This window comes from Allobranchiibius huperziae (genome assembly GCF_013410455.1).
Taxonomy (GTDB): domain Bacteria; phylum Actinomycetota; class Actinomycetes; order Actinomycetales; family Dermatophilaceae; genus Allobranchiibius; species Allobranchiibius huperziae.
In genome coordinates this window covers 2,858,676-2,873,934 of the sequence record NZ_JACCFW010000001.1, presented here as the reverse complement: position 1 = coordinate 2,873,934, position 15,259 = coordinate 2,858,676, and the positions used below count along the sequence as shown (strand labels likewise).

Here is a 15,259-nt window from a genome sequence, read left to right as displayed (position 1 = left end):
CGAACGACGAGACACGAACAGACGGAGTCAACAGGTTGCCTACCATCAACCAGCTCGTCCGTAAGGGTCGGCAGGACAAGGCCACGAAGGTCTCCACGCCGGCGCTGAAGGGCAGCCCCCAGCGGCGCGGTGTGTGCACCCGCGTCTACACCACGACCCCCAAGAAGCCGAACTCGGCGCTGCGCAAGGTGGCCCGCGTGAAGCTGACCTCGGGCATCGAGGTCACCGCCTACATCCCCGGCGTCGGCCACAACCTGCAGGAGCACTCGATCGTGCTCGTCCGCGGCGGTCGCGTGAAGGACCTGCCCGGCGTGCGGTACAAGATCGTCCGCGGTTCGCTGGACACCCAGGGTGTCCGCAGCCGCCAGCAGGCTCGTTCCAAGTACGGCGCGAAGAGGGAGAAGAAGTAATGCCACGTAAGGGTCCCGCCCCGAAGCGCCCCCTCGTCATCGACCCGGTCTACGGGTCGCCGCTGGTCACCCAGCTGATCAACAAGATCCTGCTGGACGGCAAGAAGTCCGTCGCCGAGCGCATCGTCTACGGCGCCCTCGAGGGCACCCGCGACAAGACCGGCACCGACCCGGTCGTCACGCTGAAGCGCGCGCTGGAGAACGTCAAGCCCAGCCTCGAGGTCAAGAGCCGCCGTGTCGGTGGCGCGACCTACCAGGTGCCGATCGAGGTCAAGCCCGGCCGGGCGACGACCCTGTCGCTGCGCTGGCTGGTCGGCTACTCCCGGCAGCGCCGCGAGAAGACGATGACCGAGCGACTGATGAACGAGATCCTCGACGCGAGCAACGGCCTGGGTGCCGCGGTCAAGCGCCGCGAGGACACCCACAAGATGGCCGAGTCCAACCGGGCCTTCGCGCACTACCGCTGGTGATCCACGGCTGACCCGTGTGGTCGCCGGCCAGAACGGCGACCACACGGGAGCCGCACCACAACATTCGACGAGCGGATAAGGAACCACACCGTGGCACAGCAGGAAGTGCTGACCGACCTGAAGAAGGTCCGCAACATCGGCATCATGGCCCACATCGATGCCGGCAAGACCACGACCACCGAGCGCATCCTCTTCTACACCGGTATCAACTACAAGATCGGTGAGGTCCACGACGGCGCGGCCACGATGGACTGGATGGAGCAGGAGCAGGAGCGCGGCATCACGATCACGTCCGCCGCGACGACCTGTTTCTGGAAAGACAACCAGATCAACATCATCGACACCCCCGGGCACGTCGACTTCACCGTCGAGGTGGAGCGCTCGCTGCGCGTGCTGGACGGCGCCGTGGCCGTGTTCGACGGCAAGGAGGGCGTCGAGCCCCAGTCCGAGACCGTCTGGCGTCAGGCCGACAAGTACAAGGTCCCGCGCATCTGCTTCGTCAACAAGATGGACAAGATGGGCGCCGACTTCTACTACACGGTGCAGACCATCGTGGACCGTCTCGGTGCGACGCCGCTGGTCATCCAGCTGCCCATCGGCAGCGAGTCCGACTTCATCGGCGTCGTCGACCTGGTCCGCATGAAGTCCCTCGTGTGGCGCGGTGAGACCAAGCTGGGCGAGGACTACGAGGTCGAGGAGATCCCGGCCGAGCTGCAGGACAAGGCCGACGAGTACCGCACCCACCTGGTGGAGCGCGTCGCCGAGTCCGACGACGCCCTCATGGAGAAGTACCTGGGCGGCGAGGAGCTGACCGAGGCGGAGCTGAAGGCCGGCATCCGTGCGATCACCATCGCCGGCGAGGTCAACCCGGTGCTCTGCGGCACGGCGTTCAAGAACAAGGGCGTGCAGCCCATGCTCGACGCCGTCGTGGACTACCTGCCCAACCCGCTCGACGTCCCCCCGATGATCGGCCACAAGCCGGGCGACGAGGAGACCGAGATCGTCCGCAAGCCGAACACCGAGGAGCCCTTCTCGGCGTTGGCGTTCAAGGTCGCGACCCACCCGTTCTTCGGGACGCTGACCTACGTGCGCGTCTACTCCGGCCGGATGTCCACCGGTGGCCAGGTCATGAACACGACCAAGGGCCGCAAGGAGCGCGTCGGGAAGCTCTTCCAGATGCACTCCAACAAGGAGAACCCGGTCGAGACCGCCTCCGCGGGTCACATCTACGCATTCATCGGGCTGAAGGACACCACCACCGGTGACACCCTGTCCGACGTGAGCAACCAGGTCGTCCTGGAGTCGATGACCTTCCCCGAGCCCGTCATCTCGGTGGCCATCGAGCCGAAGACGAAGGGCGACCAGGAGAAGCTGGGCACCGCGATCCAGAAGCTGGCGCAGGAGGACCCGACCTTCCAGGTCGAGCAGGACGAGGAGACCGGCCAGACCATCATCAAGGGCATGGGCGAGCTTCACCTCGACATCCTGGTCGACCGCATGAAGCGGGAGTTCCACGTCGAGGCGAACGTCGGCAAGCCCCAGGTGGCCTACCGCGAGACCATCCGCCGCAAGGTGGAGAAGCTGGACTACATCCACAAGAAGCAGACCGGTGGGTCCGGCCAGTTCGCGAAGGTCCAGGTCACCATCGAGCCCCTGGACACCGCCGAGGGCGAGCTCTACGAGTTCGACAACGCGGTGACCGGTGGTCGCATCCCGCGGGAGTACATCCCGTCGGTGGACCAGGGCATGCAGGAGGCCATGCAGCTCGGTGTCCTCGCCGGCTACCCGCTGGTGGGCATCAAGGCCACCCTGCTGGACGGCGCCTACCACGACGTCGACTCCTCGGAGATGGCGTTCAAGATCGCCGGATCCATGGTGCTGAAGGAAGCGGTCCGTCGGGCCGACCCCGCACTGCTGGAGCCGATGATGGCGGTCGAGGTCCGCACCCCGGAGGACTACATGGGTGACGTGATCGGCGACCTCAACTCCCGCCGTGGCCAGATCCAGGCCATGGAGGACATCAGCGGGGCCAAGATCGTGCGAGCGGTCGTGCCCCTGTCCGAGATGTTCGGGTACGTTGGCGACCTGCGGTCCAAGACCCAGGGTCGAGCCAACTACACGATGCAGTTCGACTCGTACGCCGAGGTTCCCAAGAACGTGGCGGAAGAGATCATCAAGAAGATCCGGGGCGAATGAGCTTTCCCCGTCGCGTCGTCTGCTCTGCAGGTGACGCGGCGGGACGCTCAGGGACGGCATACGTCGTCTTCCCAAAGCAACACGAAACCATCAGGACGCCCCGGCGTCAGAGCAATAGTTTTTGAAGGAGCATCCAGTGGGTAAGGCCAAGTTCGAGCGCAGCAAGCCGCACCTCAACATCGGCACCATCGGTCACATCGACCACGGTAAGACGACGTTGACCGCGGCCATCTCCAAGGTGCTGCACGACAAGTTCCCGGACCTGAACGCGCAGTCCGCGTTCGACCAGATCGACAAGGCGCCGGAAGAGAAGCAGCGCGGTATTACGATCACCATCGCGCACATCGAGTACCAGACCGAGAAGCGTCACTACGCGCACGTCGACTGCCCCGGGCACGCCGACTACGTGAAGAACATGATCACCGGTGCCGCGCAGATGGACGGCGCCATCCTCGTCGTCGCCGCGACCGACGGTCCGATGCCGCAGACCAAGGAGCACGTGCTGCTCGCCCGTCAGGTCGGCGTCCCCTACATCGTCGTCGCGCTGAACAAGGCCGACATGGTCGACGATGAGGAGATCATGGAGCTTGTCGAGATGGAGGTCCGCGAACTGCTGTCCTCCTACGAGTTCCCCGGTGACGACCTCCCCGTCGTCAAGGTCTCCGCTCTCAAGGCCCTCGAGGGCGACGAGGAGTGGGGCAAGAGCGTCCTGGAGCTCATGGACGCCGTCGACGAGAACATCCCGGAGCCGGTGCGCGACACCGACAAGCCGTTCCTGATGCCCGTCGAGGACGTCTTCACGATCACCGGTCGTGGCACCGTCGTCACCGGTCGTATCGAGCGCGGTGTCCTGAACATCAACGAGGAGGTCGAGATCGTCGGCCTCAACGAGGGTGCGGTCAAGACCACGGTCACCAGCATCGAGATGTTCAACAAGATGCTCGACTCCGGCCAGGCCGGCGACAACGCCGCCCTGCTGCTGCGCGGCATCAAGCGCGAGGACGTCGAGCGCGGCCAGGTCATCGTGAAGCCGGGCACCACGACCCCGCACACGAACTTCGAGGCGAGCGTCTACATCCTGTCCAAGGACGAGGGCGGCCGTCACACGCCGTTCTACGACAACTACCGCCCGCAGTTCTACTTCCGCACCACCGACGTCACCGGCGTCGTGAAGCTGCCGGAGGGCACCGAGATGGTCATGCCCGGTGACAACACCGAGATGTCCGTCGAGCTCATCGCGCCCATCGCGATGGACGAGGGTCTGCGGTTCGCCATCCGTGAGGGTGGCCGGACGGTCGGCGCGGGTCGCGTCACCAAGATCACCAAGTGATCGCCGCCTCCGCGAGGAGGTGAATCACCGGGAAGGCCCCGGTCCGCTTCGGCGGGCCGGGGCCTTTCCCGTAGGTCGGCACCCCTCGGTTGTCAGCGGATTACTGGCGCCGGCGTCGGTAATCCGCTGACAACCGCACCGGCGTACGTCGGGTGTCCGCAGATTCGTGCACCCGCCTGCGCGAAAGTGCGGACATCCGATCAGCGCTCGACCCAGAGTGTCGGGGTGACGGAGTGCGGAAGTGCGGCGAGCCGGACCTGCAGGTCATCCGCGCCCTCCACGCGCCTCGGCACATCGCCGGTCGGCGCCACCGGGTGGTCGAGCGCGACGTAGAGACTGCGCAGGGTGCGCATCGTGTTCGAGGCGTGTGCAGGGACCGGGCCCGGTTCGCCTGCGTCGAACAGTGCCCGGACCGGCCCCAACCAGGTGTCGTCCGCCGCCCCCGATTGCCAGAGGATCGCGACGACGGCTGCGGCCACCCGGTCGTCCTCCTGCTCGCGCCATACCTGATCCGTGGCGGTCACGAGTCGCTCGGAGACGGCCGCCAGCAGGGCCGCGGGGTCGTGCAGTCCCCGCGCCCCGAGCTGTCCGACGCAGTCGGCGCCGTGAGCGACGGCGTGCAGCCAACCCAACCGATCGTCGTACCCGCGAAGGTCCGTCTCGCCGGTCCACCAGGCGAGGAGGGGCCGCGTCCAGGCGTCGGACCAGGTGCCGTGCTCGGCGAGCCGAGCGAGGATCAGGGACGCGAAGGACCTGGCCTGCACGGTCTGACGGGCGAGCCGCTCGACCATGAGCCGGCCCAGGTCGAAGGCCTCGGCGCGGGTGAGTTCGCCCGCGCGGATCATCCGTGCCAGCTCCGGGTAGGCGCGCTCGTCCCGGACCACCGGGTCGGGCGATGCCAGGTCGTCGATCAGGGTCGACAGCTGTGCGGTGAACGCCATCCCGACATCGTGCCGGTTGTCCGCGTTCTCGTGGTGTCGGTGTCACAGGAGTGCTGACAACCGCGGCGGCGTACGTCGGGTGTCCGCAAAACCGTGCACCCGTCTGCACGAAACTGCGGACAAACGCTGTGTATGGGCCGGGTTACGCGCGGACGCGCAGGTGGGCGCGTTCGCCCTGGGTCCCGAACAGGCTGAGCACCTCGGTCGGCTGGGGGTCGGCGCTGGCGAACCAATGCGGCACACGGGTGTCGAACTCGGCGGCCTCGCCCGCGGCGAGCACCATGTCGCGGTCGCCGAGGACGAGCCGCAGCCGGCCGGACAGCACGTAGAGCCAGTCGAATCCGGCGTGCGTCTTCGGCTCGGGGACGGCGTTCGGCACCCCGGGCGGGAGCACGATCTTCCACGCCTGCGTGCCACCGGGGCGTCGGCTGAGCGGGATGTGGGTCTGACCGTGCCGGCGCACGGGCTTCAGGTGGATGCGCGGATCCCCGGTCGCGGGCGCTCCGACGAGTTCGTCGATGGGGACGGCGTACTCGCGCGCGAGGGGCAGCAGCATCTCCAGCGTCGGCTTGCGCCGCCCGGACTCCAACCGGGACAGCGTGCTCACCGAGATGCCGGTGACGGCGGCGATGTCGGCCAGCGTCGAGCGGCGTTGCTCCCGTACGGCGCGCAACCGCGGTCCCACTCCGGTCAGCACAGACTCGATGTCGTCCATGCGACCTGATGGTCGCATGCCGGTTGTCCGCAGATTCGAGGCGAGGGCGCCCCGGAACTGCGGACACCGGGCAGGTGGTCAGGAGACCTCTTTCAGCTTCCCGGTGGCGACGTCGAAGACGAACCCGCGGATCTGGTCCTTGTGGGGGATGAACGGGCTGGCCTTGATGCGGGCGACCGACTGGCGCACATCGCCCTCCAGATCGCCGAACGCCTCGGCCGCCCAGGCCGGGCGTACGCCGGTGTCCTTCTCGATCGACGCCTTGAAGTCGTCGTCGGTGAAGGTGAGCATGCCGCAGTCGGTGTGGTGGATCAGGATGATCTCGGTGGTGCCGAGCAGCCGCTGGCTGATGGCCAGGGAGCGGATCTCGTCCTCGGTGATGACGCCGCCGGCGTTGCGGATGACGTGCGCCTCGCCCTCGGCGATGCCGAGCGCGCCGTACACGTTGAGCCGGGCGTCCATGCACGCGACGACCGCGACATGCTTGGCGGGCGGCAGGGGCAGCGGCCCGTGGAAGCTGTCGGCGTACGTCGCGTTGTTGGCCAGGTAGTCGTCGGTCGCGGTCATGATCGAGCCTTCCCAAAGATAAGTAGATACAGCTATGACCATAGCCATACGTTATCGATGGCGCCGCAGATTGCCAGAGGACGCCGGTCGCGTGCCTCGCGCACTGAGACGGGGTCCTTCGCGCCCCGGCCGCCCTGAGAGAATGCAGACTCCGCCCCACCCGCACAGAAATGGTGAACCGCCGTGGCCCTGACCGACCTGTCGGCCGATGAACTCCGTGACTTCGCAGCGACCCAGCGCGCGGCGTACGACGACCTGGTCGGCAAGGGGCTGAAGCTGGACCTCACGCGCGGCAAGCCGAGCGCGGCGCAGCTGGACCTGTCCGAGGAGCTGCTGTCGCTGCCCCACGGTCACCTCGCGGCGGACGGCACCGACGTGCGCAACTACGGGGGCCTGACCGGGCTGGCCGAGCTGCGGGGGATCTTCGCCGAGCTGCTCGGTGTCGGCACCGATCAGATCGTGGCCGGCGGCAACGCCAGCCTGACGATGATGTCCGACACCCTGCTCTACCACCTCTTCCACGGCGGCGTGGACTCCGAGAACCCCTGGGGTGTCGAGGAATCGGTCAAGTTCATCTGTCCGGTGCCCGGCTACGACCGGCACTTCTCGCTGCTGGAGCACTACGGCATCGAGATGCTCACCGTGCCGATGACCCCCGACGGCCCGGACGTGGCCGCGGTGCAGGCTCTGGTCGCGGACGATCCCAGCATCAAGGGGATGTGGATCGTCCCGACCTATGCCAACCCCAGCGGCGCCGTCTGCACCCTCGAGGTCGCCTCCGCCCTGGCCGCGATGGACACGGCCGCGCCGGACTTCAAGATCTTCTGGGACAACGCGTACGCCTTCCACCACCTCACCGACGAGGAGGCCAAGAGCGCCGACATCCTGTCGCTCGCGGAGGTGTCGGGCCACCCGCACCGGCCAATCGTCTTCGCCTCCACCTCCAAGATCACCTTCGCCGGCGCCGGCGTCGCGTTCCTCGCGGGGTCGACCGAGACCATCGCCTGGTACACCGGTCACCTCGCCAAGAGCTCGATCGGCCCGGACAAGGTCAACCACCTGCGGCACGCGCAGTTCTTCGGCGACGCTGACGGCGTCCGCACGCACATGCGCGCGCACCGCGCGATCATCGCCCCGAAGTTCGAGGAGGTGCAGCGGGTGCTGCGCGAGAGCCTCGGAGAGCACGAGGTGGCGACCTGGAACACCCCGGCCGGCGGATACTTCGTCAGCCTGGACGTGCTGGACGGCACCGCCTCGCGGGTCGTGGAGCTCGCCAAGGCCGCCGGGGTCGCCCTGACGCCGGCCGGCGCGTCGTTCCCGTACGGCGACGACCCGCGCGACCGCAACATCCGACTCGCGCCGACCATGCCGCCCCTGGACGAGGTCACGCAGGCCATGCAGGCGGTCGCCACCTGTGTGCTCGTGGCGGCGGCGGAGAAGCTCGGCGCCTGAGGTGAGCCGGTCCGCCCGGTCAGGCCGACGGGCTCGCCCTCCTGTGCGAGGGTGAGCCCCATGCCCATGGACGACGCGACACCGGTCTTCTTCCTCGCGGGCGGCACCGGGATCTCCGCCGAGACCCTGGGGAACATGATCCTGCAGCAGTTCCCCACCGTCCGGTTCATCCGGCAGAAGGTCCCGTTCATCACCACGGTCGCGCACGCCGAGGAGGTGCTGGCCAACCTCGACGACGCCAAGACCGACGAGGTGATCCCGCTGGTCTTCTCCACCGTCGCGGACGAGGAGCTGCGCGCGGTGCTGATGCGCACAGAATGCGCGTTCGTGGACCTCTTCGGGTCCCAGCTTGACCTGGTCGAGCGGGTGCTGCACGTCAACGCCACCCGGGACTCCGGCAGCGCGCACGGCGTGGGCGACCCCCTGCAGTACGACGCGCGGATGAAGGCCGTCGAGTACGCGATCGAGCACGACGACGGCCAGAGCCTGCGGGCGATCGAGCGCGCCGACCTGATCCTCACGGCGCCGTCACGGTGTGGCAAGACCCCGACCACGATGTACCTGGCGCTCCAGCACGGCCTGCTGGTGGCCAACTACCCCCTGGTCGAGGAGGACTTCGAGTCCACCGATCTGCCGCGTCCGATCCGGGCGTACGCCAAGAAGTGCTTCGGCATCCTCACGACCGCCACCCGGCTCTCGCAGGTGCGCGGCGAGCGCCGACCCGGTTCCGCGTACGCGTCGCTCACGCAGTGCAGTTACGAGTTGCGTCGCGCCGAGGCTATGTTTCGAGCACATCGGATCCCCAGCATCAACTCCGCCGCCATGTCGGTGGAGGAGATGGCCGCGGTGATCATGCAGACCCAGAAGCTGAACCGCGCTCACTGAGCGCCCGGTAGAAGAGGTACGCCGTCATGGCCAGCAGCAACATCGAATGGTTCGCCGATCTCGGGCTCGACGACGTCGACCGGGTGGGCGGCAAGAACGCGTCGCTGGGGGAGATGGTGAGCAACCTCGCCGACACGGGCGTCCGCGTACCCGACGGGTTCGCGACCACCGCCGAGGCCTACCGGCGCTTCCTGGGCGAGACCGGCCTGGCCGACCGGATCAACGCACTGCTGGACGACCTGGACGTCGACGACACCCGCGAGCTGGCCCGGGTGGGGGATCAGATCCGCACCTCGGTGGAGGAGCAGGACTTCCCCAAGGACCTCGAGGACGACATCCGGACGGCGTACGAGAAGCTCGTCGGCGACGATGACGAGCCGAGCTGGGCCGTGCGCTCCTCCGCGACCGCCGAGGACCTGCCCGACGCGTCGTTCGCCGGTCAGCAGGAGACCTTCCTCAACGTCAAGGGCATCGACAACGTCCTGCACGCCATCAAGCTGGTCTTCGCCTCGCTCTACAACGACCGGGCCATCTCCTACCGGGTGCACTCCGACTTCGACCACGCCTCGGTGGCGCTGTCGGCGGGCGTGCAGAAGATGGTGCGCTCCGACATCGGTTCCTCCGGCGTCATGTTCACCATCGACACCGAATCGGGTTTCTCCGATGCGGTGTTCATCACCTCCAGCTACGGGCTGGGGGAGGCCGTGGTGCAGGGCGCGGTCAACCCCGACGAGTTCTACGTCTACAAGCCGGCGCTGCGCGCGGGCAAGCCTGCCGTCCTCAAGCGCGGCCTCGGCAGCAAGGCCACCAAGATGGTCTACACGAAGGACGCGACGGTCGGGAAGACCATCGAGTTCGTCGACGTGGACGAGAAGGAGCGCGGCCGCCTCAGCCTGACCGACGACGAGGTCCAGGAGCTGGCCACCCACGCCCTCAAGATCGAGGAGCACTACGGCCGCCCGATGGACATCGAGTGGGGCAAGGACGGCGTCGACGGCAAGTTGTACGTGCTGCAGGCGCGTCCGGAGACCGTGAAGTCGCGCCAGGCCGGCTCCACGCTGCAGCGCTACGTGATGGGTTCGCGCGGCGAGGTCATCATCGAGGGGCGGGCGATCGGGCAGAAGATCGGCGCCGGAAAGGTGCGGGTGCTCACCTCGATGGACCAGATGCACGACTTCGCCAAGGGCGACGTGCTCGTGGCCGACATGACCGACCCCGACTGGGAGCCGATCATGAAGCGCGCGTCGGCGATCGTCACCAACCGCGGCGGGCGCACCTGCCACGCCGCGATCATCGCCCGCGAGCTCGGCATCCCCGCGGTCGTGGGCACCGGCAGCGCGACCAAGGACCTGGCCGAGGGGCGCGAGGTCACCGTGTCGTGCTCCGAAGGCGACACCGGTTTCGTCTACGACGGCGAGCTGGACTTCGAGGTGAAGGAGACCGCGCTCGATGAGATGCCCGACATCCCGGTCAAGCTGATGATGAACGTCGGCACACCCGACCAGGCCTTCGAGTTCTCCCGGCTGCCGAACAAGGGCATCGGGCTCGCGCGCCTGGAGTTCATCATCAACCGCCAGATCGGGATCCACCCCAAGGCGCTGCTCGACTTCGACACGCTCGATGCGGACCTGAAGGCGCAGATCGCCCCGCTCATCTCGGCGTACGACAGCCCGCGCGAGTTCTTCGTCAAGCGGGTCGCCGAAGGTGTCTCGATGCTGGCGGCCGCGTTCGCGCCCGAGCCGGTGATCGTGCGGATGAGCGACTTCAAGTCCAACGAGTACGCCGGTCTGCTGGGCGGCGAGGCGTACGAACCGCACGAGGAGAACCCGATGATCGGCTACCGCGGGGCGTCGCGGTACCTCTCGGAGGACTTCGCGGAGTGCTTCGCGATGGAGTGCGAGGCGCTGCGCTACGTGCGCGAGGAGATGGGGCTGCTCAACGTCAAGGTGATGATCCCGTTCGTACGCACCACCACCGAGGCCAAGGGCGTCATCGACCTGCTCGGCACGCACGGCCTCAAGCGCGGCGAGCACGACCTGCAGGTCGTGATGATGTGCGAGATCCCCTCCAACGCGGTGAACGCGGATGAGTTCCTGGAGCACTTCGACGGATTCTCGATCGGGTCCAACGACATGACCCAGCTGACGCTGGGCCTGGACCGCGACTCCTCCCTGGTGGCCGCCGGTTTCGACGAGCGTGACCCCGCGGTGAAGAAGATGCTCACCATGGCGATCAAGGCATGCCGCGACAAGGGCAAGTACGTCGGCATCTGCGGTCAGGGCCCCTCGGACCACCCCGACCTCGCGGACTGGCTGCTGGACCAGGGCATCGAGTCGATGTCGCTCAACCCGGACACCGTCGTGGAGACCTGGCTGCGGCTGGCCAAACGCGCCAAGGCCTGACCTCCTCACCCATCGGGTGTACCCGCGCGCTGGATCGAGCGCGCGGGTACACCCGATCTGTTCGTCCGCACCGCCTGAACGGGCGAAATCGATCAAGTGGGGCACGCCGGCGCCGGTCCAGAATCGGTGCATGGCAACGCACGGTGACCTCTTCGGCGACTTCGTGGCGATGCTCGCGCGTGCCCTCGACGACGCCGGGAGCGCGCCCGCCGATCTGGCGGCGCAGCTCTTCGTCTCGCGCTCCCACCTCGACCGCATCGTGTCGGCGGTCGCCGGCGAGTCACCGGTCGCGCTGCGGCGACGGCTGTTGCTGGAGCGCGCGGCGTACCGGTTGAGCTCGACCGACGCCACCATCCTGGCCGTCGCGACTGAGGCCGGATACGGCTCGCACGAGGCCTTCACCCGGGCGTTCGCCCGCGGCTTCGGGATGGCGCCCGCGCAGTGGCGGCGCGGACCGGCCGGCGTGGCGATCGAGTCCCCGAACAACGTGCATTTCCAACCCCCGGGGAGCATCCGGCTGCCCGGACTGCGGAAGGTGAGTTCGATGAATCTGATCGATCGGATGGTGGACCATCACGTCTGGCTCACGGGTGAGTTCGTGGAGCGGGCGGCGCGGCTGCCCGACGAGGTGCTCGACGAGCCCATCGAGTACGGCCTGGACGACGACCCGGACCAGATGACTCTGCGGCGCCTGCTGTCCCGCCTGGTCGGGCAGATGGCGATGTGGAACGCCGCGCTCGCGCTGCGCCCGTACGACTGGGACGTCGAGCAGCACGAGTCGGTCGCCTCGATGCGCGAACGGCTGCGCACCGACGGTGCGACCTTCGGGGCGCGTGTCCACGAAGCCATCGACCTCGGCCAACTGGACGACACGTTCGTGGACACCACGTGCACGCCCCCGCGGGTCTTCACCTACGGCGGGATGATCGCGCACGTGCTGACCTTCGCCGCGCACCGTCGCACGCTGGTCGCGCTGGCGCTCGACAAGCACGGGGTCGGCGACCTGGGGTGGGGCGACCCCCTCGGGTGGGTGCCGAACGACGAGGCGAGCGTGCGGATCGCCCCCTCGTCCTGACGCCGTGAGAAGGCGCGCTGGATGCAGCGCGCGCCTTCCCGCGACGTCGGTCAGTCCTCGGCCCGGATGCCCGCCAGGGTGAGGTCGACGGCCGCGGCGATCAGCTCGTCGTCCGGCGGGCCGCCGTGCAGCATCGCGGCGTTGATGACGAAGCCGGTCAGCATCAGGGCCGCTGCATCAAGCGCCGGACCGTGGGTCACGGTGCCGAGCAGAGACCGCACGACCGCCTCTCCGTCGGCCACCATCTGGTCGCGGACCTGGGCCATCTGCGCGCTCGACACCGCGAGATCGGCAAGCACGGCCAGCAGGCGGTCCACCCGGTAGGTCCGGATGACGGTGCGGAACATGGTCAACTCGGCGACGAGGTCTTCGCGCAGATCACCGGTCGGCGTGTGGTGCGGCATGTCGTGCAGCCAGTCGAAGGCGTCCTGCAGCAGATCGGCGCGGGTGGGCCAGTGCTTGTAGACCGTGGCCCGGGAGTAGCCGGCGACCCGGGCGAGGTGCGGATGGGTCAGGGACTCCTGGCCCTCGTCGGCGAGGATCTTGAGCGCGGCAGCGAGGATGTCGTTGCGGGTGCGGACGACCCGGGCGTCGGGAGAGCTGTCCGGTGCGGCGGCCATGCTCCACCTCGCTCCTTGCTCCTGGACGGATTGTCCACTAACTTCGGACTAGTTCACAAGTCACCGCGGTGTCCATCACCTCGGTGGCTGCCGGGAGCCTACGCGTGACGGCGGCACGAGGAGTCGTCGGCGCGCGGAGGAGTGCACAGGTGTGGCCGGTCCGAGACCTGCGTGGCAGGTGCGAAGTGACGGCTGTGCCGATGCGACCTGCCGGCGCCCCTTGCCTCGTACCTATCAGGAGTCTCAATGTCAGCAGTCCTGTTCGGCTCGATCAGCACCATCGCAGACACCTCCGAACTCCAGCGGCAGTCGTTCAACAAGGCCTTCGCGTCGCACGGCCTGAATTGGCAGTGGGACCGCGACGACTACCTGGAGATGCTCGGCCAGAACGGCGGCCGCGACAGGATCGCGCAGTACGCGAAGGAACGCGGCGAGACCGTCGACGCCGACGCGGTGCACAAGACGAAGTCGGAGATCTTCCAGCGCGACCTCGCGTCGTCCGACGCGCGTCCGCGCGCGGAGGTGGTGCAGACCATCCGCGATGCCAAGACCACCGGGTACAAGGTCGGTCTGGTGACCACCACGTCACGGCAGAACATCTCGGCGCTGCTCGATGCGCTCAACCCCGACCTCACCAGTGACGTCTTCGACGTGATCGTCGACGCCACCGATGTCGAGGAGCCCAAGCCCTCGGGGGCGGCGTACGAGTTCGCTCTGGCCCAGCTGGGGGAGAACGCCGCCGGGTGCATCGCGATCGAGGACAACGTCGGGGGTGTCCAGGCGGCCCGTGCCGCGGGCCTCACCTGCGTCGCCTTCCCGAACGAGAACACCGCGAAGCACGACTTCGGTGCCGCGCAGCGGCGGGTGGAGCAGGTGCGGTTCGAGGAACTCGAGAGCTTGATCCCGAGTCGCTGAACCCCGCCCCTCCCTCTCCTCAACCAGTCAGGAACCCCATGTCGAATCCGCATGCCACCTTCGAGGCCACGCAGACCTCGTTCCATGTCGAGGCCTACGAGAAGATCAGCTACTCCCTGTCGTACGTCGACGGCGTCTTCTCCGTGGAGAACGAGCAGTTGGCCGACAGCTACCGGCGCTACGGCCGGTGCCTGATGGTCGTCGACGAGACCGTCCACGGGCTCCACCGCGAGCAGATGGAGCGGTACTTCGAGCACCACGGCATCGCCCTCACGGTCTTCCCGGTGCGCATCAAGGAGCCGGACAAGACGTTGCGCACGCTGGAGAGCATCGTCGACGCGTTCGGCCGCTTCGGGCTGGTGCGCACCGAGCCGGTGCTGGTGGTCGGTGGCGGCCTCACCACCGATGTGGCCGGGATGGCGTGCGCGACCTTCCGTCGGGCCACCAACTACATCCGGATCCCGACCACGCTGATCGGGCTCATCGACGCCAGCGTCGCCATCAAGGTGGCCGTCAACCACGGGTCGTACAAGAACCGGCTCGGCGCCTTCCACGCCTCCCAGCAGGTGCTGCTCGATTTCTCCTTCTTGCGCACCCTGCCGATCGAGCAGGTCCGCAACGGGATGGCGGAGATGCTGAAGATCGCGATCGTCGGCAATGCCTCGATCTTCGACCTGCTGGAGAAGTACGGCGAGGACCTGCTGACCACCCGGTTCGGGCACCTGGACGGCACGCCGGAGCTGCGCGAGATCGCCCATCGAGTCACCTACGACGCGATCAACACCATGCTGGAGCTGGAGGTGCCCAACCTGCAGGAGCTCGACCTGGACCGCGTCATCGCCTTCGGTCACACCTGGAGTCCGACGCTCGAGCTGACCCCGCCCGTGCCCTATTTCCACGGTCACGCGGTCAACATCGACATGGCGTTCTCCACGACCCTGGCCGAGCAGCGCGGTCTGATCAGCATCAGCGAGCGCGACCGGATCTTCTGGCTGATGAGCCGGATCGGGCTCACCCTGAACAGCCCGTACCTGACACCCGAGTTGCTGCAGCGCGGCACCGAGTCGATCGTGCAGACCCGCGACGGGCTGCTGCGCGCGGCCGTGCCCCACCCGATCGGCACCTGCGACTTCATCAACGATCTGCCCGAGGCGGAGATGCGCAGCACGCTGGAGGTGCACCGCGAGTTGTGCGGGCACTATCCGCGGGGCGGTGAGGGCGAGGACATGTTCATCGACTCGCGCGCGGGTGAGGCCACGGATCTGGTCGCGGGCTGACGTC

General features: G+C 67.7%; 14 protein-coding genes. 10 read left to right on the top strand and 4 right to left on the bottom strand.

The features are described from left to right. The first annotated feature begins 35 nt into the window (after nucleotides 1-35). From rpsL to tuf, 4 genes are all read left to right on the top strand, one after another. The gene (gene rpsL / locus HNR15_RS13560; protein ID WP_179482630.1) at nucleotides 36-410 is read left to right on the top strand and encodes a 30S ribosomal protein S12; all 375 of its coding nucleotides are present in this window, start codon (nucleotides 36-38) and stop codon (nucleotides 408-410) included. Further along, the gene (gene rpsG, locus HNR15_RS13555) at nucleotides 410-880 is read left to right on the top strand and encodes a 30S ribosomal protein S7 (protein ID WP_179482628.1); all 471 of its coding nucleotides are present in this window, start codon (nucleotides 410-412) and stop codon (nucleotides 878-880) included. The genes rpsL and rpsG overlap by 1 nt, the downstream gene beginning before the upstream one ends. A gap of 90 nt (nucleotides 881-970) precedes the next feature. After that, nucleotides 971-3,076 (top strand): elongation factor G, encoded by a 2,106-nt coding sequence (fusA, locus tag HNR15_RS13550; protein WP_343048542.1) that lies wholly within the window; start codon nucleotides 971-973, stop codon nucleotides 3,074-3,076. 136 nt (nucleotides 3,077-3,212) lie between these two features. Beyond that, nucleotides 3,213-4,406 carry an elongation factor Tu gene (tuf, locus tag HNR15_RS13545; RefSeq protein WP_179482626.1) on the top strand — a complete coding sequence of 398 codons (1,194 nt, stop codon included), beginning with the start codon at nucleotides 3,213-3,215 and terminating at the stop codon, nucleotides 4,404-4,406. A 200-nt stretch (nucleotides 4,407-4,606) separates the two neighbouring features. Here tuf and HNR15_RS13540 read toward each other — a convergent pair whose 3' ends face one another. The 3 genes from HNR15_RS13540 to HNR15_RS13530 all read right to left on the bottom strand — a co-directional run bounded on the left by HNR15_RS13540 (nucleotide 4,607) and on the right by HNR15_RS13530 (nucleotide 6,629). Next, entirely contained in the window at nucleotides 4,607-5,347 is a 741-nt protein-coding gene (locus HNR15_RS13540; RefSeq protein ID WP_179482624.1) for a DUF2785 domain-containing protein, read from the bottom strand. Nucleotides 5,348-5,489: 142 nt separating this feature from the next. Next, the gene (locus tag HNR15_RS13535) at nucleotides 5,490-6,062 is read right to left on the bottom strand and encodes a helix-turn-helix domain-containing protein (RefSeq protein WP_179482622.1); all 573 of its coding nucleotides are present in this window, start codon (nucleotides 6,060-6,062) and stop codon (nucleotides 5,490-5,492) included. Between the two features lie 78 nt (nucleotides 6,063-6,140). Beyond that, nucleotides 6,141-6,629: a beta-class carbonic anhydrase gene (locus tag HNR15_RS13530; protein WP_179482620.1), complete on the bottom strand. Its 489-nt coding sequence runs from the start codon at nucleotides 6,627-6,629 to the stop codon at nucleotides 6,141-6,143. Nucleotides 6,630-6,812: 183 nt separating this feature from the next. Between HNR15_RS13530 and HNR15_RS13525 the strand changes: the two genes are divergently transcribed. From HNR15_RS13525 to HNR15_RS13510, 4 genes are all read left to right on the top strand, one after another. Then, complete coding sequence (locus HNR15_RS13525) at nucleotides 6,813-8,081, top strand: aspartate aminotransferase type Ic (protein WP_179482618.1); 1,269 nt, start codon at nucleotides 6,813-6,815, stop codon at nucleotides 8,079-8,081. A 60-nt stretch (nucleotides 8,082-8,141) separates the two neighbouring features. Then, on the top strand, nucleotides 8,142-8,966 hold the full coding sequence (locus HNR15_RS13520) for a pyruvate, water dikinase regulatory protein (RefSeq protein ID WP_179482616.1): 825 nt from the start codon (nucleotides 8,142-8,144) through the stop codon (nucleotides 8,964-8,966). Nucleotides 8,967-8,992: 26 nt separating this feature from the next. Beyond that, nucleotides 8,993-11,368 carry a phosphoenolpyruvate synthase gene (ppsA, locus tag HNR15_RS13515; protein WP_179482614.1) on the top strand — a complete coding sequence of 792 codons (2,376 nt, stop codon included), beginning with the start codon at nucleotides 8,993-8,995 and terminating at the stop codon, nucleotides 11,366-11,368. A gap of 130 nt (nucleotides 11,369-11,498) precedes the next feature. Beyond that, complete coding sequence (locus HNR15_RS13510) at nucleotides 11,499-12,443, top strand: helix-turn-helix domain-containing protein (RefSeq protein ID WP_179482612.1); 945 nt, start codon at nucleotides 11,499-11,501, stop codon at nucleotides 12,441-12,443. A gap of 50 nt (nucleotides 12,444-12,493) precedes the next feature. On the opposite strand, the gene HNR15_RS13505 is transcribed toward HNR15_RS13510, so the two are convergent. Continuing rightward, nucleotides 12,494-13,063: a TetR/AcrR family transcriptional regulator gene (locus HNR15_RS13505; RefSeq protein ID WP_179482610.1), complete on the bottom strand. Its 570-nt coding sequence runs from the start codon at nucleotides 13,061-13,063 to the stop codon at nucleotides 12,494-12,496. A 246-nt stretch (nucleotides 13,064-13,309) separates the two neighbouring features. On the opposite strand from HNR15_RS13505, the gene HNR15_RS13500 reads away from it, so the two are divergent. Further along, nucleotides 13,310-13,978 carry an HAD family hydrolase gene (locus tag HNR15_RS13500; RefSeq protein WP_179482608.1) on the top strand — a complete coding sequence of 223 codons (669 nt, stop codon included), beginning with the start codon at nucleotides 13,310-13,312 and terminating at the stop codon, nucleotides 13,976-13,978. 38 nt (nucleotides 13,979-14,016) lie between these two features. Further along, nucleotides 14,017-15,255: a sedoheptulose 7-phosphate cyclase gene (locus tag HNR15_RS13495; RefSeq protein WP_179482606.1), complete on the top strand. Its 1,239-nt coding sequence runs from the start codon at nucleotides 14,017-14,019 to the stop codon at nucleotides 15,253-15,255. Nucleotides 15,256-15,259: the final 4 nt, after the last annotated feature.